At 71.9% G+C, this 17,167-nt stretch carries 19 protein-coding genes; 13 read left to right on the top strand and 6 right to left on the bottom strand.

The annotated features are described in order from the left end of the window. Positions 1–89: 89 nt before the first annotated feature. From AB0H54_RS32710 to AB0H54_RS32735, 6 genes are all read left to right on the top strand, one after another. Positions 90–365 carry a hypothetical protein gene (locus AB0H54_RS32710; RefSeq protein WP_355283305.1) on the top strand — a complete coding sequence of 92 codons (276 nt, stop codon included), beginning with the start codon at positions 90–92 and terminating at the stop codon, positions 363–365. Positions 366–484: 119 nt separating this feature from the next. Then, on the top strand, positions 485–955 hold the full coding sequence (locus AB0H54_RS32715; RefSeq protein ID WP_355283302.1) for a peroxiredoxin: 471 nt from the start codon (positions 485–487) through the stop codon (positions 953–955). A 61-nt stretch (positions 956–1,016) separates the two neighbouring features. Then, on the top strand, positions 1,017–1,586 hold the full coding sequence (locus tag AB0H54_RS32720) for a permease (RefSeq protein WP_357350792.1): 570 nt from the start codon (positions 1,017–1,019) through the stop codon (positions 1,584–1,586). A gap of 76 nt (positions 1,587–1,662) precedes the next feature. Continuing rightward, positions 1,663–2,841, top strand: a complete 1,179-nt coding sequence (locus tag AB0H54_RS32725; RefSeq protein ID WP_357350794.1) for a 4-hydroxybenzoate 3-monooxygenase — start codon at positions 1,663–1,665, stop codon at positions 2,839–2,841. A 14-nt stretch (positions 2,842–2,855) separates the two neighbouring features. Then, entirely contained in the window at positions 2,856–4,529 is a 1,674-nt protein-coding gene (locus tag AB0H54_RS32730; RefSeq protein WP_357350796.1) for a methyltransferase, read from the top strand. Between the two features lie 214 nt (positions 4,530–4,743). Further along, positions 4,744–5,211 (top strand): MarR family transcriptional regulator, encoded by a 468-nt coding sequence (locus tag AB0H54_RS32735; RefSeq protein ID WP_357350798.1) that lies wholly within the window; start codon positions 4,744–4,746, stop codon positions 5,209–5,211. Here the strand turns inward: AB0H54_RS32735 and hisI are convergent. Together hisI and AB0H54_RS32745 are read right to left on the bottom strand one after the other, a co-directional pair. Then, positions 5,208–5,552 carry a phosphoribosyl-AMP cyclohydrolase gene (hisI, locus tag AB0H54_RS32740; RefSeq protein WP_357350800.1) on the bottom strand — a complete coding sequence of 115 codons (345 nt, stop codon included), beginning with the start codon at positions 5,550–5,552 and terminating at the stop codon, positions 5,208–5,210. The two genes, AB0H54_RS32735 and hisI, sit on opposite strands and share 4 nt — an antisense overlap. After that, a complete protein-coding gene (locus tag AB0H54_RS32745) occupies positions 5,549–6,871 on the bottom strand; it encodes a helix-turn-helix domain-containing protein (RefSeq protein WP_357350802.1) in 1,323 nt (440 codons plus the stop codon). The genes hisI and AB0H54_RS32745 overlap by 4 nt, the downstream gene beginning before the upstream one ends. A gap of 134 nt (positions 6,872–7,005) precedes the next feature. Between AB0H54_RS32745 and AB0H54_RS32750 the strand changes: the two genes are divergently transcribed. The 7 genes from AB0H54_RS32750 to AB0H54_RS32780 all read left to right on the top strand — a co-directional run bounded on the left by AB0H54_RS32750 (position 7,006) and on the right by AB0H54_RS32780 (position 13,710). After that, positions 7,006–7,764, top strand: coding sequence for an ABC transporter ATP-binding protein (locus AB0H54_RS32750; protein ID WP_357350804.1), 759 nt, complete (start codon positions 7,006–7,008; stop codon positions 7,762–7,764). Further along, positions 7,761–8,486: an ABC transporter ATP-binding protein gene (locus AB0H54_RS32755; RefSeq protein WP_355283278.1), complete on the top strand. Its 726-nt coding sequence runs from the start codon at positions 7,761–7,763 to the stop codon at positions 8,484–8,486. Before AB0H54_RS32750 ends, AB0H54_RS32755 begins: the two co-directional genes overlap by 4 nt. Further along, a complete protein-coding gene (locus AB0H54_RS32760; protein WP_355283276.1) occupies positions 8,483–9,361 on the top strand; it encodes a branched-chain amino acid ABC transporter permease in 879 nt (292 codons plus the stop codon). The genes AB0H54_RS32755 and AB0H54_RS32760 overlap by 4 nt, the downstream gene beginning before the upstream one ends. Continuing rightward, on the top strand, positions 9,358–10,410 hold the full coding sequence (locus tag AB0H54_RS32765) for a branched-chain amino acid ABC transporter permease (protein WP_357350806.1): 1,053 nt from the start codon (positions 9,358–9,360) through the stop codon (positions 10,408–10,410). The genes AB0H54_RS32760 and AB0H54_RS32765 overlap by 4 nt, the downstream gene beginning before the upstream one ends. Beyond that, a complete protein-coding gene (locus AB0H54_RS32770; RefSeq protein WP_357350808.1) occupies positions 10,400–11,650 on the top strand; it encodes an ABC transporter substrate-binding protein in 1,251 nt (416 codons plus the stop codon). The genes AB0H54_RS32765 and AB0H54_RS32770 overlap by 11 nt, the downstream gene beginning before the upstream one ends. Before the next feature lie 72 nt (positions 11,651–11,722). Next, positions 11,723–12,466: a hypothetical protein gene (locus tag AB0H54_RS32775; protein WP_357350810.1), complete on the top strand. Its 744-nt coding sequence runs from the start codon at positions 11,723–11,725 to the stop codon at positions 12,464–12,466. 86 nt (positions 12,467–12,552) lie between these two features. After that, entirely contained in the window at positions 12,553–13,710 is a 1,158-nt protein-coding gene (locus tag AB0H54_RS32780; RefSeq protein WP_357350812.1) for an acyl-CoA dehydrogenase family protein, read from the top strand. A 30-nt stretch (positions 13,711–13,740) separates the two neighbouring features. Here the strand turns inward: AB0H54_RS32780 and AB0H54_RS32785 are convergent, their stop codons facing one another. The 4 genes from AB0H54_RS32785 to priA form a co-directional block, all read right to left on the bottom strand. Then, a complete protein-coding gene (locus AB0H54_RS32785; protein WP_357350814.1) occupies positions 13,741–14,679 on the bottom strand; it encodes a TIGR03564 family F420-dependent LLM class oxidoreductase in 939 nt (312 codons plus the stop codon). An 83-nt stretch (positions 14,680–14,762) separates the two neighbouring features. Then, positions 14,763–15,578 (bottom strand): imidazole glycerol phosphate synthase subunit HisF, encoded by an 816-nt coding sequence (gene hisF / locus AB0H54_RS32790; protein ID WP_355283260.1) that lies wholly within the window; start codon positions 15,576–15,578, stop codon positions 14,763–14,765. 5 nt (positions 15,579–15,583) lie between these two features. Next, positions 15,584–16,405 carry an inositol monophosphatase family protein gene (locus AB0H54_RS32795; protein WP_355283257.1) on the bottom strand — a complete coding sequence of 274 codons (822 nt, stop codon included), beginning with the start codon at positions 16,403–16,405 and terminating at the stop codon, positions 15,584–15,586. Positions 16,406–16,413: 8 nt separating this feature from the next. Then, positions 16,414–17,145, bottom strand: coding sequence for a bifunctional 1-(5-phosphoribosyl)-5-((5-phosphoribosylamino)methylideneamino)imidazole-4-carboxamide isomerase/phosphoribosylanthranilate isomerase PriA (gene priA / locus AB0H54_RS32800; protein ID WP_357350817.1), 732 nt, complete (start codon positions 17,143–17,145; stop codon positions 16,414–16,416). Between the last annotated feature and the right edge of the window lie 22 nt (positions 17,146–17,167).

The following is a 17,167-nucleotide window of genomic DNA, read 5'->3' on the forward strand; positions in this document are numbered from 1 at the left end:
ACCCCGTGACGCGACAAGGGGTGATCGGCATCACTACACTCGCGCGCGTTCCATGTCGCATGCGGTATCCCCCCTTTCCGAGAGGAGCAATGTTGTACCCCTCGCACCAGGGCGCTCAGGACGGCCGGCTGGCCGCCCCGTCGCAGCAGCACTACGGTCCCGGCCAGCTGTCCGCGGCGAGCGCGCTCACGTCGTTCGTCACCTACGCCAAAGAGATGCAGGATCTGGACGAGAAGGCCTACCCGGACGAATACGCCGCGCACTGCGATCGGATCCGGCAACTCGAGCCGATGCTGCGCGTGCACGGCATCCTCGACGTGATGGAGATCCGCAACCCGGAGATCGCCGCCCTGCTCAAGCGCTGACGCGCCCGTTCGACGGGTGCGGTCCGTCGGGGGCGGTGCCGGTCGAACCGAAGATGTCCCCGTTCGCGTGCGCGGGCGGGGATCTTCCGTACCTCCGGCCCGGTCGATAGGGTCGAATCATGCAGCCAGGCCAGCACGCCCCCCAGTTCGCGCTCCCCGACCAGTCCGCCCAGCTCCGCACGCTCGACGGCTTGCTCGCCGACGGCCCGCTCGTGCTGTTCTTCTACCCGGCGGCCAATACCCCCGTGTGCACGGCCGAGGCCTGCCACTTCCGCGATCTGAGCGCGGAGTTCGCCGCCATCGGCGCCTCCTGCGCCGGCATCAGCACCGACAGCGCCGAGGTGCAGGCCGGCTTCGCCGCCAAGCAGCGGCTGGACTACCCGGTGCTCTCCGACGCCGACGGTGCCGTAGCGGCGGCGTTCGGCGTCAAGCGCGGCCTGCTGGGCAAACTCGCCCCGGTCAAGCGCCACACCTTCGTCATCGATACCGACCGGACCATCCTGAAGGTCGTCACCGGCGAGCTCCGCGCGGCGGTGCACGCCGACGAGGCGCTGGCGTTCCTGCGCGCCCGCGCGACCGCGGCGGAGTAACCGGCGAAACGCCGGGCGCCGGATCGGCGTCCGGCGTCATCGGCGCCTCTACGCTGGGGAGATGACAACCGGCGAGGTGCAGTCGAGCGGTCAGAAGTCCACGATGACCGTGTGGCGCAACCGGGCGATCATCACGGTCGCCACGGCCGTCGTGCTGGTGATCGCCTATCTGATCCTGTCCTCGTTCATCCCGCGCTGGTGGGCGCAGCGACTGGCGAGCATGGTGCACGGCAGCTTCACCCAGGGCATCTGGTGGGGCCTGGTCTACGGACTGGTGTTCACCCTCGTCCCGCTGCTGCTGGTGCTGCTGGCGGTGCGCGTGTGGAATCGCAAGGGCGGCAAGTTCATCGCGGGCGCGGCGGTGATCATCGCGCTGCTGCTGGCGCTGCCCAACCTGATGACGCTGACGATCGTGCTCGGCGGCAACAACGCGGCGCACGCGGGTCAGCGCATCCTCGACGTCGACGCCCCCGCCTTCCGCGGCGCCTGCCTGGTCGGCGCGATCGTGGCGGCGGTGGTGTTCGCGCTCGTCCTCGTGCTGATGGGCAAGCGCGGTCTCACCCGCCGCAAGGCCGCCAAGGCCGCGGAGAACCCACCCGCGCAGACGCCGCCGATGACCGGAGCGCAATAGCTTTTCCACATAATCCCAGCAACACGCCACCGCGACGGACGGTCGGTGCCGCCGCGGTGACCTAAGCTCCGGTCCCATGCCGATGGGGAGCAGCGAGTCGACCACCGTCCTGGTGCTCGGCGCGGGACCGGCGGGGCTCGTCCTCGGCAACATTCTGCGCGCGGCCGGGATCGAGGTGCTGATCCTGGAACGGCGCGACCGCGCGCACATCCAGCAGCGCGCCCGCGCCGGTTTCCTCGCCCCCGCCAGTGTCGCGGTGCTGGCCGAGCACGGACTCGACACCGGCTTGCGCACCGGCGGGCACACCCACCAGACCTGCGAGTTCCGCAGCGCGGGCGGCCGGATCGCGCTGTCCTACGGCGGACTCGGGCGGGGCGAGGCGCACACCGTCTACCCGCAACAGCGGCTGGTGACCGATCTGGTCGCCGAGTACCTGCGCCGCGGCGGCGAGCTGCGGTGCGCGACCACCGCCGAGCAGATCGGTGACGAGCACAGCGACCGGCCGTGGGTGCTCGCCCGCACCGCCGACGGCGAAACCTCCCGGATCACCGCCCGCTACCTCGTCGGCTGCGACGGCGCGCAGGGCGCGGCCCGGCAGACCTTGCGCGGCCCGCGATCCACCCACGACTACGCCATCACCTGGCTCGCGCTGCTGGCCCAGGCCCCGCCGACGACCGACACCGTCGCCTACGGCGTCCACCCCGACGGTTTCGCGGGCCAGATGCCGCGCAGCCCCGAGGTGACCCGCTACTACCTGCAGTGCGCCGGCGAGGACGCGCTGCGCTGGAGCGAGGACCGGGTCTGGAGCGCGCTGTCCGACCGGCTGCGCGCCGACCGGTACGGGCCGCTGCGGACGGGCCCGATCATCGAGCGCGGACTGGTCCGGTTGCGGTCGGAGATCCTCGACCCGATCCAGCAGGGGCGGCTGTTCCTCGCCGGCGACGCGGCCTCCACGATCAGCCCGTCCGCGGCCAAGGGCGCCAACCTGGCCATCCTCACCGCGCGGTCGCTCGCGGCGGCGCTGATCGCCGCGATCGCGGACGGCGACGAGTCGGCCCTGCGCAGGCATTCGGCCGACTGCGTCCCGCGCATCCGGCGCGCACACGAGTTCTCGCACTGGATGATCGGCCTGCTGCATCCACCGACCGGCCCGCACGCGGGCTTCGAACGCGAGCTCCAGCAGGCCCGGCTGCACAGTCTGGCCACCTCACGACCACATCAGGATTTCTTCGCGGAGAACTACGTCGGTATCTGAATCCAGGAGGATGCGTGACCCGCTCGCCGGCAGTGCGATCCAGGATCGACCCGCTCGATCACGACCGCGTCGCCGCGGCCGTGCAGTTCGTCGCCACCCATGACACCGACAGCGTGCTCGCCCGGCTGCTGCCCCGCCTCGGCGAGGCCGAACGCTCGGCGATCGCCGAGCGCTGCCGGTTCGCGCACGCCGCGGTCATGGTGTTCCCGCCCGATCTCGCCGCCCTCGACGACCTGCTCGCGGCGCACGACCTCACGATCGCCTCGAACGAGCCCAGCGTGGTGGTCCGACAGCGCCTGGCCGCCCGGCACGGCCTGGACCCCCAGCGGGTCCCGGTCCGGATCGTGCGCGCCGCGCTCCCGGCCGCCGACGGAACACCCTGCGCGATCGAGATCTTCGCGCTGCCCGCCGCGCCCGCCGAGGTGGCCGCCGTCGAACGCGCCGAGGCGCACGAGGCCCACATCGCGCTGGCCACCGGCCCCGTCGACCCCGTGACCCTCGCGGGACTGCGCGCGCTGCTCACCGGCCCGGGCGGGCTGCGCCCCGACCAGGGCGGCTACAACGACCGCGAGGACGCGACCAGCTTCTACTTCCGCAGGCCGGGCGCGCGGACCGACCGGCGGGTGGAGCTCTATGTGGCCGGCGCCCACCCGCGCGAACTCGCGCGGCACAGCCGCGAATCCGCCGACCCGGCGACCCGGCTGCTCGGGTTGCTCACCGGTGCCTGGGCGACCCAGGCGCTGGCCGTCACCACCGGGTCCGGCATCGCCGACCGGCTCGCCGCGGCCCCGGGTGGCCCGCTCGACGAGCTCGCCGCGGCGACCGGCACCGACCTCGACGCGCTCGGCAGGCTGCTGCGCTACCTGGCCCAGCTCGAGATCGTCGAGCCGCTCGGCGCGGGCTACACGCTCACCGAGACCGGCAGGCTGCTCGTCGCCGACGCCCAGCCGTCGCTGCATCCGCTGGCCTGCCTCTACGGCGGCGCGTTCTACGAGTCGTTCGGCGAGCTCGGCTACGCCGTGCGCACCGGCCGCACGGCCTTCGACCACCACTTCGGTGCGCACCACTTCGACTACTTCCGCGCCGACCCGGAGCGAGCGAGCCTGTTCGACCGGGCCATGGCGGCGAGCGCGTCGATCTTCGGCCAGGTCGCCGGACTCGTCGGCGCCGCCACCGCGCGCACGGTGGTCGACGTCGGCGGCGGCACCGGCGAATTGCTGGCACGCGTGGTGGCGGCGCACCCGCAGCTGCGCGGCATCCTGTTCGAACGCGAGACCACGCTGCCCCGGGCGCGCACCACCTTGGCGGCGGCGGGCTGCCTGTCCCGCTGCGAATTGGTCGGCGGTGACTTCTTCACCGCCGAGGTGCCCACCGGGGGTGACGTCTACCTGCTGTCGCGGGTCCTGCACGACTGGGACGACGCGGACTGCCGCGCGATTCTGCGTGGGTGCGCCGCGGCGATGTCCGAGCATTCCCGGCTCTACATCGTCGAACGGCTGCTCCCCGAGGACGGGTCCCGTTCCCTCGCCCCCGCGTGGGACCTGCACATGCTGTGCAATGTCGGCGGGCGCGAACGCACCGTCACCCACTATCGCGCGGTGCTGCGGTCGGCCGGACTCGAGCTGATCGGGCACGACGACCTGCCGCTGGGCTTCGCACTGCTGCAGGCCCGGCACACCGGCACCTGACCAGCGCGGCGCCGCGTCCGCGCGCATCGCCGGTGCGCGCGGACGCGACAGCCCCTGGGGCGACGGGCTTTTCGCGATAGGGCACTCGCCTTGCTGTGAGTGACCTCACGACCGCGGCCAACTCGGGGACGACACAGCGACGTCGTGGCAAACTCTGTTCGGTGCGCGTTCCAGTTCACCCGTCCTGTCGCCCGGCCGTGAGGCTGTGCCGGCGATGACCCAGTGGCTCGACCCCGTCGAACAGCGTGCCTGGCAGGCGATCGTGACGCTCATGGCCCGGATCCCGGGTGCGCTCGATACGCGGCTGCAGCGCGAGGCCGGGCTGACCCATTTCGAGTTCCGGGTGCTGAGCCTGCTGTCCGAGGAAGCGGGCCATCGCCTGCAGCTGAGTGATCTCGCCCACAAAGCAAACGCGTCGCTATCGCGGCTGTCGCACGTGGTGTCCAAGCTGGAGCGACTGGGCTGGGCCCGGCGCGACTCCACCGCGGGCAGGCGCGGCGTGCACGCGGTACTCACCGACGCCGGCTTCGAGAAGGTGCTCGCCGCCACGCCGGGCTACGTGGACGCGGTGCGCCGGCTGGTGCTCGACGGACTCGACGACGAACAGACCGCCCAGCTGGCCGAGCTCGGCGAGGCACTGTCGGCCCGGCTGCACCGCGTGCTGGCCGAGGACGGGGACTAGTCGGCGGCCAGCAGCACGTCGGTGTCGAAGCAGGTGTGCGTGCCGGTGTGACAGGCCGCGCCCTCCTGGTCGACGATCAGCAGGATGGTGTCGCCGTCGCAGTCCAGGCGCACCTCGTGCACGTACTGGGTGTGGCCCGAGGTCTCGCCCTTGACCCAGTACTGCTGCCGCGAGCGCGAGTAGTAGGTGCCCTTGCGGGTCTCGATGGTCCTGGCCAGGGCCTCGTCGTCCATCCAGGCCATCATCAGCACGTCGCCGGTCGACTTCTCCTGGGCGACGGCGGCGACCAGACCCGCGTCGTTGCGCTTGAGGCGTGCGGCGATGGCGGGATCCAGGCTCATGCCTCGTTTATAACAGCCGTACCCGGACGAGCCGACTGCCCGGTCTGCAGCTCGATCGCCACCAGCAGTTCCACCAGGTCGTTGACGCTGCGCACATTGCGCCCGGTCAGCTCCTGGATCCGCCCGAGCCGGTACTTGGCGGTGTTGAGGTGGATGCGCAGCGTGTCGGCGGCTTCGCGCAGGTTCATGTCGGCGGCGGCGAAGGCGCGGATGGTCTCGGCCAGCGAGCCGCCGCGGGCGCGGTCGTCGGCCAGCGCGGCGCCGATGCGCGGGTCGACGAGCTGGCGGGTGGTGTCGTCGGCGCGCAGCAGCAGGTACCGGAACGGCGTGAGCTGCGGGAGCGCGAGCACGCCGCCGTCCTCGGGCAGCAGGGCCAGCGCGGCCTGCGCCTGCCGGTAGGCGCGCGGGATCTGGGCGACCTCGGTGACCGCGGTGCTCACGCCGACGGCCAGGGCGATGCCCTCGGCGGCGAGTTCCTCGCGCATCGCGCGCAGCCGCTCGCACAGCTGCTCGGCCGAGCCGTCGCGCCCGAGCGCGGGAATCGCGACGATCTCCCCGCCGCGCACCACCGACAGCGTGCGTAGCCCGTTGACGCCGACGCGCGCCGCCGCGGCCGACACCACTTGCCGTGTCTCCCCGAGCCCGTCGGCGGAATCGGCGCGCGCCGAGCCGTCGAGCACCACGGCCGTCACCACCACCAGCGGCGTGGTGCGGTCGGCGCCGATCCCGTGCGCGGTGGCCACCGACAGGTGCGGGCCGCCCGCGGGCAGGGTGCCGTCGAGCAGGGTGTCCATCAGCGCCTGGCTGTCGCGGCCGGATTCGGCGGCCACGTACTGCTGGAACTCGAGGTACGCGTCGGTGGCCTGGGTGCTGATCAGGTCGGTGTAGCGGGCCAGCGGCCCGGCCAGGGAGAGCACGGCCTCGCGGCCCGCCTCGGTGTCGCCTGCATGGGCGAGCAGCGATTTCCAGATGGCGCGCTGCCCCAGCCGGAACGCGGCGATGTAGTCGACCAGCGGCAGACCCGAGCGGGCCCGCCGGGCCGCGGCCTGCCGGGCGTAGGTGACATCGGCCGGGGTGACCCGCTTGCGTTCGAGCAGCGCGCCGAGCCCGGTCCGGCTGAGCCGGGCGAGCTGGTCGTGCACGTCGGCGAGGAAGCCGGGGTCGGCGGTGCCGTAGCCGGGCAACTCGGTGCGCAGCTTGGCCATCACGTCGTCGGCGATGTCGTCGGCGTGGTCGTAGGCGCAGCCGACGATGCGCGCGCGCTCGGCGTGCACCGGATCCGAGATCGACGCGGTGAGCAGATGTGATCCAGCCGACATGTCCGGGGAGTTTGCATGTCCGATTTCGCAGTGTCAACCGTCTGCCGCCCTGTCCACAGCGGACGATGCCGTGCGCGAAAGTTGGTCCGCAACGTCCGATGTGGCCTGTGACCTGCGAACTTACTGTTCGTCGCATGCTCGAGATAACCAACCTGACGGTGCGCTTCGGCGGCATCACCGCGCTGCGGGAGGTCGGGTTCGCGGTCGCTCCCGGGGAGATGGTCGGCCTGATCGGACCGAACGGCGCGGGCAAGACCACCCTGTTCAACTGCCTGACCCGGCGTCACCGGCCGACGTCGGGCGCCCTGCGCTACCGCGACACCGATCTGTCCACGGTCCGCCCCGACGCACTGGCCGGGCTCGGCATCGCCCGCACCTTCCAGAACCTGGGCCTGTTCCCCCGGCTCTCGGTCCGCGACAACGTCCTGGTCGGTGCCCATCATCGCGCTTGCGCCGGCTTCGTCTCGGCCGGCCTGCGCCTGCCGAAGGTCCGCCGCGAGGAGCGGATGCTGCGCGAGGAGGCCGACGAGCTGCTCGACCGCCTCGAACTGACGGCGGTGGCCGACCATCCCGCGGCGGGCCTGCCGTTCGGCACGCTCAAGCGCATCGAACTGGCCAGGGCGCTCGCGGTCCGGCCCCGGCTGCTGCTGCTCGACGAGCCGGTCAACGGCCTGAGCCACGGCGAGGTCGACGAGTTCGCCGAGCGCCTGCGCGCGCTGCAGGCCGATCTCGACCTCACCGTCGTGGTGGTCGAACACCACATGGGTTTCGTCATGGGCACCTGCGACCGGGTGGTGTGCCTGGAGTTCGGGCAGGTCATCGCCGAGGGCGAACCCGCCGCGGTGCAACGGGATCCGGCCGTCGTCCGCGCCTACCTGGGAGCCGCTTCGTGAGTGAGTTCCTTGTCGTCACTGACCTGCACGCCGGGTACGGCGCGGCGAAAGTGCTGCACGGCGTGAGCTTCTCGGTCGCCGAGGGCGCGGTGTGCGCGATCCTCGGGCCCAACGGCGCGGGCAAGACGACGCTGCTGCGGGCCCTGTGCGGCATGGTCAAGGTGCGCGGCGCGCTGCGGCTGGGCGGCACCGAGGTGACCGGCCGCGCCCCGGAGGCGATGGCGCGGCTCGGCGTCGCCCACGTGCCCGAGGGCCGTGGCACCTTCGCGCCGCTGTCCGTCGAGGAGAACCTGCGCCTGGGCGCCTACACCCGGCGTGACCGCGCGGGCGTCGAGGCCGACCTGCGCCGCATCCACGACTACTTCCCGATCCTGCGCGACAAGCGGCGCGAACCGGCGGGCGGGCTGTCCGGCGGCCAGCAGCAGATGCTCGCCATCGGCCGGGCGCTGATGCTGCGGCCGCGGCTGCTGCTGCTCGACGAGCCATCGCTGGGGCTGTCCCCGCTGGTCACCCAGGAGTTGTTCGGGATCGTGCACACCATCAACGAAGAGGAACGCACCACCGTGATCGTCGTCGAGCAGAACGCTCATCTGGCCCTTGGCATCGCCCACCAGGCGCACGTGCTGGAGTCCGGGCGCATCGCGCTGTCCGGCACGGCCGCCGAGATCAGGGCCGATGACCAGGTCACCCGCTCCTATCTGGGAATCCGGGTGCGGCCGTGACCGAATTCGTCCAGCAGCTCGTCGAGGGACTCTCGGCGGGCGCGATCTACGCCGGTCTCGCACTGGCCCTCGTGCTGATCTACCGGTTCACCGGGATCGTCAACTTCGCCCAGGGCGAGCTGGCCATGTTCTCGGCGTTCCTGGCCTGGCAGCTGAGCCAGACCATGCCGTTCTGGGCGGCGCTGCCGCTCACCCTGGCCATCTCCTTCGTCGCGGGGATGCTCATCGAGCGGGTGGTCATCCGCCCGGTCGAGGGCGCGCCCGAGATCACGCTCGTGATCGTCACGGTCGGCCTGTTCTTCACCGTGCACGCGGTGGCGGGCTGGATCTGGTCGTATCAGGTGAAGTCGTTCCCGAATCCCTTCCCGGACGGGGCTTTCCGTACCGCGGGCGTGAGCGTCGGCTACGGCAGCCTCGGCATTCTCGCCGTCGTCGCGGTGGTGATGGCACTGCTGTATCTGCTGTTCCGGTTCACCGGGATCGGCCTGGCCATGCGGGCGGTGGCCTGTAATCCGCAGTCCGCCCGGCTGGTCGGCATCCGGGTCGGCACGGTGCTCGCGCTCGGCTGGGGGCTGGCCGCGCTGGTCGGCGCGGTCTCGGGGGTGCTGTCGGCGCCGCTGCTGTTCCTCGAACCCAACATGATGGGCGGCGTTCTCATCTACGCCTTCGCGGCGGCCACCCTCGGCGGCTTCGACTCCCCCGGCGGCGCGGTGGCGGGCGGCCTGATCGTCGGCGTCGCCGAAACCCTCACCGGCGCCTACGTCGACGCGATCGGCACCGAACTCAAGATCGGTGTGCCGCTGGTGATCATCCTGGGCGTGCTCCTGCTGCGCCCGCAAGGTCTGTTCGGACACGCGGCGGTGGAACGGGTATGAGCGAAGTAGAACTCTCCGACAAGACGGTGACAGCCACTTCCGCTGTCCCGCAGGCGACTTCCGTGCTGACCAGGGTGAGCGCATTCCGGTGGCCGCTGCTCGCGACGGCGGCACTGCTGGTGCTCGCCTGTGCCGCCCCCTTCCAGCTGGTGCCCTTCCACACCTTCCAGCTCGCCATGGCGATGGTCTACGCGGTCACCCTGCTCGGATTGAACCTGCTCGTCGGCCACACCGGCCAGATCTCGCTGGGTCACGGCGCGTTCTTCGCGGTCGGCGCCTATACGGCCGCGGTGGCGATGGAGCGCTGGGACACACCGTATATCGCGACCATCCCGCTCGCGGCTGCGGTGACCTTCGTCCTCGGCTTCGCGCTCGGCATCCCGGCGCTGCGGCTGCGCGGGCTGTATCTGGCGCTGGTCACCCTCGCGATCGCGATCTTCCTGGTCCCGCTGCTCAAGCGGTTCGACGGCCTGACCGGCGGCTCGATGGGACTCACCGTCGACAAGCCGGTGCCGCCCGCGTGGACCGGGCTCGCCGAGGACCAGTGGCTGTACTTCCTGGCGCTGGCGACGACGGTGACCGCCTTCGTCCTGGTCGCCGGGATGCTGCGATCCCGGGTCGGGCGCGCGCTGCACGCGGTGCGCGACAACGAGATCGCGGCGGAAGTGCTCGGGGTGAACCTGGCCCACTACAAAACCCTGGCCTTCGCCTGGAGCGCCCTGCTGGCCGGCGTCGCGGGCGCGGTCTACACCTGGGTGATCGCCTTCGTCTCGCCCGACTCGTTCGCGCTGACCCTGTCGGTGACGCTGCTGGCCGGACTGGTCGTCGGCGGGCTCGGCACCACCTGGGGTCCGCTGCTCGGCGGCCTGTTCGTGATGTTCGTGCCCAGCTTCGCCCAGGACGTCAATCAGGCGGCGCCCGGCGTCATCTTCGGACTGCTGATCATCGCGGTCATGTACCTCGCGCCCACGGGCCTGGCCGGACTCACCGGCCGGCTGGCGCAACGGCTCGGCCATCTGGTTCGGAAAGGGAAAACACATGCGCACTAAGGCGATCCACACTCTCGGCCTCGCGGCGGCGCTGCTCGCGACGCTCACCGCCTGCGGTGGGCGCGGCGAGGAGACCGGCACCGCCGCCGTCGGCGACTGCCGGGGCCAGCAGACCGTCGGTATCACCGACACCGCCATCAAGCTCGGCGGGGTGTACCCGCTGTCGGGTCCGGCCTCGGCCTACAGCGAAGTGCCCAAGGGCATCAAGGCCTACTTCGACTACGTCAACGCCGAGCAGGGCGGCATCGGTGGACGCAAGGTCGAGTACCTGGTGCGCGACGACGGCTACCAGCCGCCCAAGACGGTCGAGGAGACCCGCAGGCTGGTCGAGCAGGACCAGGTGTTCGCGGTGTTCCAGACCCTGGGCACCGCGACCTCCTCGGCGGTCTGGGACTACCTGGGCCAGCGCAAGGTGCCACAGGTGTTCGTGGCCACCGGCGCGACCAAGTTCGGCGCTGATACCGAGCACCCGTGGACCATCGGCTGGCAGCCCAGTTACCGCACCGAGGGACTCGCGTACGCGCAGTACGTCAAGGCGCAGCGCCCGAACGCGACCGTGGCGGTGCTCTACCAGAACGACGACTTCGGCAAGGATCTGCTCGCCGCGTTCACCGAGGGTGTCGCCGGCAGCGGCGTGACCGTGGTCGCGCAGCAGAGCTTCGAGGTCACCGACCCGACCGTCGACGCGCAGGTCCGCAATCTGGCGAATACGAAAGCCGATGTGCTGCTGAACTTCTCGACCCCGAAGTTCGCCTCGCAGGCACTGGCCGCCGACGTGCGCAACACCGACTGGAATCCGCTGCACGTGCTGACCCAGGTGTCGAACACCATGGCCACGCTGCGACCGGTCGGCCTGGAGAACGTGCAGGGCGCGGTGAGCGCCGCGTTCCTCAAGGACCCGGCCGACCCGCGCTGGGCCCAGGACGCGGGCATGCAGACCTACAAGAGCAAGCTCACCCGGTACGCGCCCGGCGCCGACCCGGAGAACCAGCACGCCATGGCCGGCTGGGCGATGGCCGAGAGCTTCCGCAAGACGCTGGAGTCGGCGAAGTGCCCGACCCGCGAGGGCCTGCGCGACGCGATGCGCTCCCTCGACAACGTCGCCGTCGACCTGCTGCTGCCCGGTATCAGCATGACGACCGGTGCGAGCGACGGCTATCCGCTCGAGACCGTCGGCATCCAGACCTTCGCGGGCACCCACTGGTCGCTCACCGACGGCCTGATCACGACGAGCAAGTAGCTCCCCCACGTTCCGCGGTCCGCCGCGAAACCCCCGAAGTACACCCCCGATCGATGAGGATCACCGATGAAGATGTCCACCACTCTCGCGACCGCCGCTCTCACGGCGCTGGCCCTGTGCGTCGGCGCGGGCACCGGCCACGCCGACCCGGCGGCGCAGACCGACGTGCACTACGAGGTCAGCAGGCAGGGCGACGCCGCCGTCGTCACCACCACTGACGGCAAGCTCCAGATCGTCGGCGATCAGCTGGTGCTCACCACCGGCGCCGACGTCCCGGTCGCCGCGCTGCCGCTGTCCTACCGGATGGACGACAAGCTGTTCCCGATCGCCGCCACCATCGACGGCGGCAAAGCCACCCTGACGCCGTCACGCGTGGACGCCACACCGGTGGCCGCGGCGACCGAGCTGGTCAGCACCGACGCCGCGGTCAAGCAGGTCGCCGAGTCGTTCACCCCGCGCGATCAGGCGGCGCTGGGCGCGTTCAGTCAGCGGGTCGGCATCGGCGGCGCGGTCGCCGCGATCGTCGGCGCGGTGATCGGCGGTGGCGTCGGCTGCCTGGTGGGCGGCGCGGCCGGGGCGACCATCGCCAGCCCGGTGATCGTGTTGCTGGTCCCGTGGGTCGGCGCGACCGTCGCGGGCTGCGTCCTCGGCGCGGCCACCCTCGGCGCCGTCGGCACCATGGTCGGGCTGATCACGGTCGGCGGGCCGCTGGCACTGTTCTCGGCCTACCAGTACTTCTCGACCATCACGGCCCCGTGCCCGGCCGAGCTCGGCGCCTACTGCAAGGATCCCGCGGTACCCGCCCCCGCGAAGTAAGTCCTTCCCACCGCTTCGCCGGTCCGCCCGCACCACGCTCGGGCGGGCCGGCCCGTGGCCGTTCGCAGGCCGGTTAGGAATCCCGTATGCACAGAACAGTTCTCGATGCCGAGCACGCCGCGTTCCGGGCGACGATGCGCGCGTTCATCGGTGCCGAGGTCGTGCCCTGCTTCACCAAGTGGTACGACGACGGGCAGGTGCCGCGCGAATTCTATTACCGGCTGGGCGAACTCGGCGTCTTCGGACTGGAGGCCCCGGTCGAGTTCGGTGGGGCGGGGCGATCCTCGTTCGGCTTCCGCACCGTGCTGGCGGAGGAGATCGCCAGGGCGGCGGTGTCGTTCGGCGGCGCGAGCGCGCACGTCGCCCGGTGCCTGCCGCTGGTCACGACGCTGGCGAGCCCGGCGCAGCGGGCGCGGTGGTTGCCCGGCATCGTCACCGGCGACACCATGTTCGCGCTGGCGGTGGCCGAGCCGGGCACCGGCGCCGAACCGGCCGACATGCGTACCACCGCACCGCTGTCGGTCGACGGGTCCACCTACGTGGTGAACGGCTCGAAGACCTACGTCGCCGGTGGTGTGCACGCCGACCGGGTGATCGTCTGCGCGCGCACCGCGGCGCCGCGCCCCGACGATCCGTCCTACGGCCTGTCACTGCTGGTCGTCGACACCGCCGCCGCGGGTTTCCGGGTGGGCCGACGGCTCGACACGCTGGGCCGCAAGCTCAGCGGCACCGCCGAACTCACCTTCACCGATGTGCGGGTGCCCGCCGCCGACGTCCTCGGCGCACCGCACCTGGCCGTCGCCCACCTCGCCGGGCAGTTGCCGAGGGAACGCCTCGGGATCGCCGTCGGCGCCTATGCCCAGGCCAAGGCCGCGATCCGGTTCGCGCGCCTGCACACCACCGAACGCGTCGCCTTCACCCAGCCCGTGTCGGCCTTCCAGAACACGAAATTCGAGCTGGCCGCCTGTCAGAGCGAGGTCGACGCGGTCGAGGCGGTGGTCGACCGCGCGCTGGCCGCGCACGACCGGGGCGAACTCGGCGCCGCGCACGCCGCCTCGGCCAAGCTGTTCGCCACCGAGACGGCGGGCCGGGTGATCGACCGCTGCCTGCAATTGCACGGCGGCGCGGGCTATCTCACCGATTCCCCGATCGCCCGGCTCTACGCCGACCATCGCATCGATCGGCTCCAGGGCGGCAGCAGCGATGTGCTGCGCACCATCATCGCCGCCGAGATGGGCCTGTAGACCGGTTCGGGTACCGGCGCTCAGAGCCGGTCAGCGCGCCCGGTTGAGATCGCCGAGGAGCCGCCAGGTGCGCTGCTGATCCTCGGGGGTGGTCAGGTCGGTCTGGGAGAACACCACCTCGGTCGCGCCCGCCGCGAAGTAGTCGGCCACCCGCGCGGCCACGGTCTCCTCGTCGCCGTACACCACCAGGTCGGACGCGCGCTGCGCGCCGGACAGCTCGATCACCCGGCGATACGACGGAATACTGTCGTAGAAGGCGGTTGTCGCCTCGGCGGCGGTGCGGGCGGCGGCCACGTCCGCGGTGACCACACCGGGGACGAGCGCGACGACGCGCGGCCGGGGTCTGCCCGCGCCCGCCGCCGCGGCCGTCAGCGGCGCGACGATGTGCTCGGCCAGCGCCTCGGGGCCGACCAGGAACGGCAGCGTTCCGTCGGCCAATTCGCCGGTGGCCCGCAACGCCTGCGGTCCCATGGCCGCGACCAGCACCGGCACGGTGGGCGCCGCGCCCGCGACCGTGGCGGGCATCGGGGTGGCCGCGGTCAGGGTCTCGCCCTGGAAGTCGACCGCGCCGGTGTCGAGGACCGAGCGCAGCGCCGTGAGGAATTCGCGCAGCCGGGTCGCCGGGCGATCGAACGGGCCGCCGAAGGCGCGCTCGGACAGGTCCCGAGCACCCAGGCCGAGGCCCAGCGTGAATCGTCCGCCGGTGGCCGCCTGCGCGGTCTGCGCCTGACTCGCCACCAGCAGCGGGTGCCTGCCCGGCACCGGAACCACCGAGGTGCCGACCTGTAGCCCGGGGACCTCGCGGCCGATCAGCGCCGCCACCAGCAGCGAGTCGTGGGAGAAGGTCTGGCCGAGCCACACCGAGCTCAGCCCGGCCGCGGCGGCGGTCCGCCCGAGGTCGACGGCCGCGTCCACGGCATTGCCGGACTGATCGAGGGCGAACGGGGACAACGCGATTCCGATGCTCACCCGAGGAACAACCCGGGCCGCAACGGAATTCATCGCGATCCGCGCACGCTGATTCCAATCGCACCCAGCGCGCGGTCACGAGCTCAGCGGACGGTGATCCCGTCGGTGCGCATGGCGTCCTTGACCTGGCCGATGGTGAGATCGCCGAAGTGGAAGACGCTCGCGGCCAGCACCGCGTCGGCGCCCGCGTGCACGGCGGGCGGGAAGTGCGCGACCGCACCCGCGCCGCCGCTGGCGATCACCGGCACCCGCACCGCGGCCCGGACGGCGGCGATCATCGGCAGGTCGAAACCGGCCTTGGTGCCGTCGGCGTCCATCGAGTTCAGCAGGATCTCGCCGACGCCCAGTTCGGCGCCGCGGATGGCCCATTCGACCGCGTCGATGCCGGTGCCGCGCTTGCCGCCGTGGGTGGTGACCTCCCAGCCGGACGGGGTGTCGGGCTGACCGTCCGGCACGGTGCGCGCGTCGACGGAGAGCACGATGCACTGCGAGCCGAACCGCTGCGACATCTCCGAGAGCACTTCGGGGCGGGCGATGGCGGCGGTGTTCACCGACACCTTGTCCGCGCCGGCGCGCAGCAGCCGGTCGACATCCTCGACGGTGCGCACGCCGCCACCGACGGTGAGCGGGATGAAGATCTGCTCGGCGGTCCTGGTCACCACGTCGAGCATGGTCCCGCGATCGCCGGTGGAGGCGGTGACGTCGAGGAAGGTGAGTTCGTCGGCGCCCTGGGCGTCGTAGGTGGCGGCCAGTTCCACCGGGTCGCCCGCGTCGCGCAGGTTCTGGAAGTTGACGCCCTTGACCACCCGGCCCGCGTCGACGTCCAGGCACGGGATCACCCGGACGGCCAGCGTGCTCGGCGCCGCGGTGTCCGGCCGTTCGTCGGTGCGCGGTGTCATGGTGTTCAGCCTCGTTCCTCTTCGCTGACCGTGCAAATCATTTCCAGGAGTTCGGCGTGGACGCCGGGCGCGGCGGCCAGCACCGACCCCGAGGTGATCGTCCACGGCGCGCCCGCCAGGTCGGTGACCACGCCGCCTGCGGCCCGTACCAGCGCGACACCGGCCGCGTTGTCCCACGGATGATGCCCGAACACGACCGCGCCGCCGAGCACGCCCGAGGCGGTGAAGGCCAGGTCGATGCCGGTGGAGCCGTGCATGCGCACCCGCGAGGACAGCCTGCTGAGCGCGCCGAGCAGGTCGAACCGGAACTGGCCGGGGATGCGGCCCGCCGAGTCGACGTTGAACGCGCCGAAGCCGATCATCGCGTCGGCCAGCCTGCCGGGGCGCAGCGGCGGCAGCGCGACGCCGTCCAGGAACACCGGGCCACCCTGGACCGCCGCGTACCGGCGGCCGAGCAGCGGCAGCCAGGTCAGGCCGAGCACGGGTTCGCCCTCGTGCACGAGCGCCAGCAGGGTGCCCGACATGGGGTGGCCGGAGGAGTAGTTGAAGGTGCCGTCGATCGGGTCGAGCACCCAGGCCGTGCCGGAGGTGAGCGCCGGGCCGCCGAATTCCTCGCCGTGCACGGCGATCCCGGTGCGCTGCTGGAGTTCGGCGGAGATGGTGCGTTCCAGCTCCAGATCGAGTTCGGTGGCGAAGTCGTTGCGGCCCTTGGCGACCGCGCTCGGCGCACCGATGCCCTCGACGAAGCGCGGGACGACCCCGTCCAGGACCTGGGTGGCGACGGCCAGCAGGTCGGTCAGTTCGGCGGTGCTCGGTGCGGCGGTCATCGTCGGTGTCAGCGCACCGCGGCCAGGGCCTCGGGCAGCGTGAACCGGCCCGCGTACAGCGCCTTGCCGATGATCGCGCCCTCCACGCCCTCCTCGGCCAGCCCGGCGATGGCCACCAGGTCGTCGAGCACCGAGATGCCGCCGGAGGCGACGACCGGCGCGTCGGCGGCGTTGGCGACCTCGCTCAGCAGTTCCAGGTTGGGGCCGGTCAGCGTGCCGTCCTTGGAGACGTCGGTCACCACGTAGCGCGCGCAGCCGTCGCGTTCGAGCCGCTCGAGCGCCTCCCACAGGTCACCGCCGTCGGTCACCCAGCCGCGGCCGCGCAGCCGCCACTCCCCGTCGATCTGCTTGACGTCGAGCCCGACCGCGATCCGGTCGCCGTACTCGCCGAGCACGCGGGCGCACCACTGCGGGTTCTCGATCGCGGCGGTGCCGATGTTCACCCGCGCGCACCCGGTGGCCAGCGCCGCTTCCAGGGAGGCGTCGTCGCGGATGCCGCCGGACAGTTCGACCTTGACGTCGAGTTCCCCGACGACCTGCGCGATCAGCTCCCGGTTGCTGCCCTTGCCGAAGGCCGCGTCCAGGTCGACCAGATGGACCCACTCGGCGCCGGCCTGCTGCCACGCCAGCGCCGCGTCGCGGGGCGACCCGTAGCTGGTTTCGCTACCGGCCTCTCCCTGCACGAGGCGCACGGCCTCCCCATTGGCGACATCGACGGCGGGCAACAGCACAAGACTCACGGGATCAGACTAGTAGGTCCGG

It is taken from the genome of Nocardia sp. NPDC050718 (assembly GCF_040654235.1).
Lineage (GTDB): Bacteria > Actinomycetota > Actinomycetes > Mycobacteriales > Mycobacteriaceae > Nocardia.

Bases quoted from the DNA above. Each gene is read 5' to 3' on its own strand.
- AB0H54_RS32765 (WP_357350806.1), top strand. From the start codon at position 9,358: ATGAGCGAAGTAGAACTCTCCGACAAGACGGTGACAGCCACTTCCGCT.
- AB0H54_RS32780 (WP_357350812.1), top strand. From the start codon at position 12,553: ATGCACAGAACAGTTCTCGATGCCGAGCACGCCGCGTTCCGGGCGACG.
- hisI (WP_357350800.1), bottom strand. From the start codon at position 5,552: ATGAGCCTGGATCCCGCCATCGCCGCACGCCTCAAGCGCAACGACGCG.
- AB0H54_RS32715 (WP_355283302.1), top strand. From the start codon at position 485: ATGCAGCCAGGCCAGCACGCCCCCCAGTTCGCGCTCCCCGACCAGTCC.
- AB0H54_RS32750 (WP_357350804.1), top strand. From the start codon at position 7,006: ATGCTCGAGATAACCAACCTGACGGTGCGCTTCGGCGGCATCACCGCG.
- AB0H54_RS32770 (WP_357350808.1), top strand. From the start codon at position 10,400: ATGCGCACTAAGGCGATCCACACTCTCGGCCTCGCGGCGGCGCTGCTC.
- AB0H54_RS32775 (WP_357350810.1), top strand. From the start codon at position 11,723: ATGTCCACCACTCTCGCGACCGCCGCTCTCACGGCGCTGGCCCTGTGC.
- AB0H54_RS32795 (WP_355283257.1), bottom strand. From the start codon at position 16,405: ATGACCGCCGCACCGAGCACCGCCGAACTGACCGACCTGCTGGCCGTC.
- AB0H54_RS32720 (WP_357350792.1), top strand. From the start codon at position 1,017: ATGACAACCGGCGAGGTGCAGTCGAGCGGTCAGAAGTCCACGATGACC.
- AB0H54_RS32735 (WP_357350798.1), top strand. From the start codon at position 4,744: ATGACCCAGTGGCTCGACCCCGTCGAACAGCGTGCCTGGCAGGCGATC.
- AB0H54_RS32725 (WP_357350794.1), top strand. From the start codon at position 1,663: ATGCCGATGGGGAGCAGCGAGTCGACCACCGTCCTGGTGCTCGGCGCG.
- AB0H54_RS32710 (WP_355283305.1), top strand. From the start codon at position 90: ATGTTGTACCCCTCGCACCAGGGCGCTCAGGACGGCCGGCTGGCCGCC.
- hisF (WP_355283260.1), bottom strand. From the start codon at position 15,578: ATGACACCGCGCACCGACGAACGGCCGGACACCGCGGCGCCGAGCACG.
- AB0H54_RS32745 (WP_357350802.1), bottom strand. From the start codon at position 6,871: ATGTCGGCTGGATCACATCTGCTCACCGCGTCGATCTCGGATCCGGTG.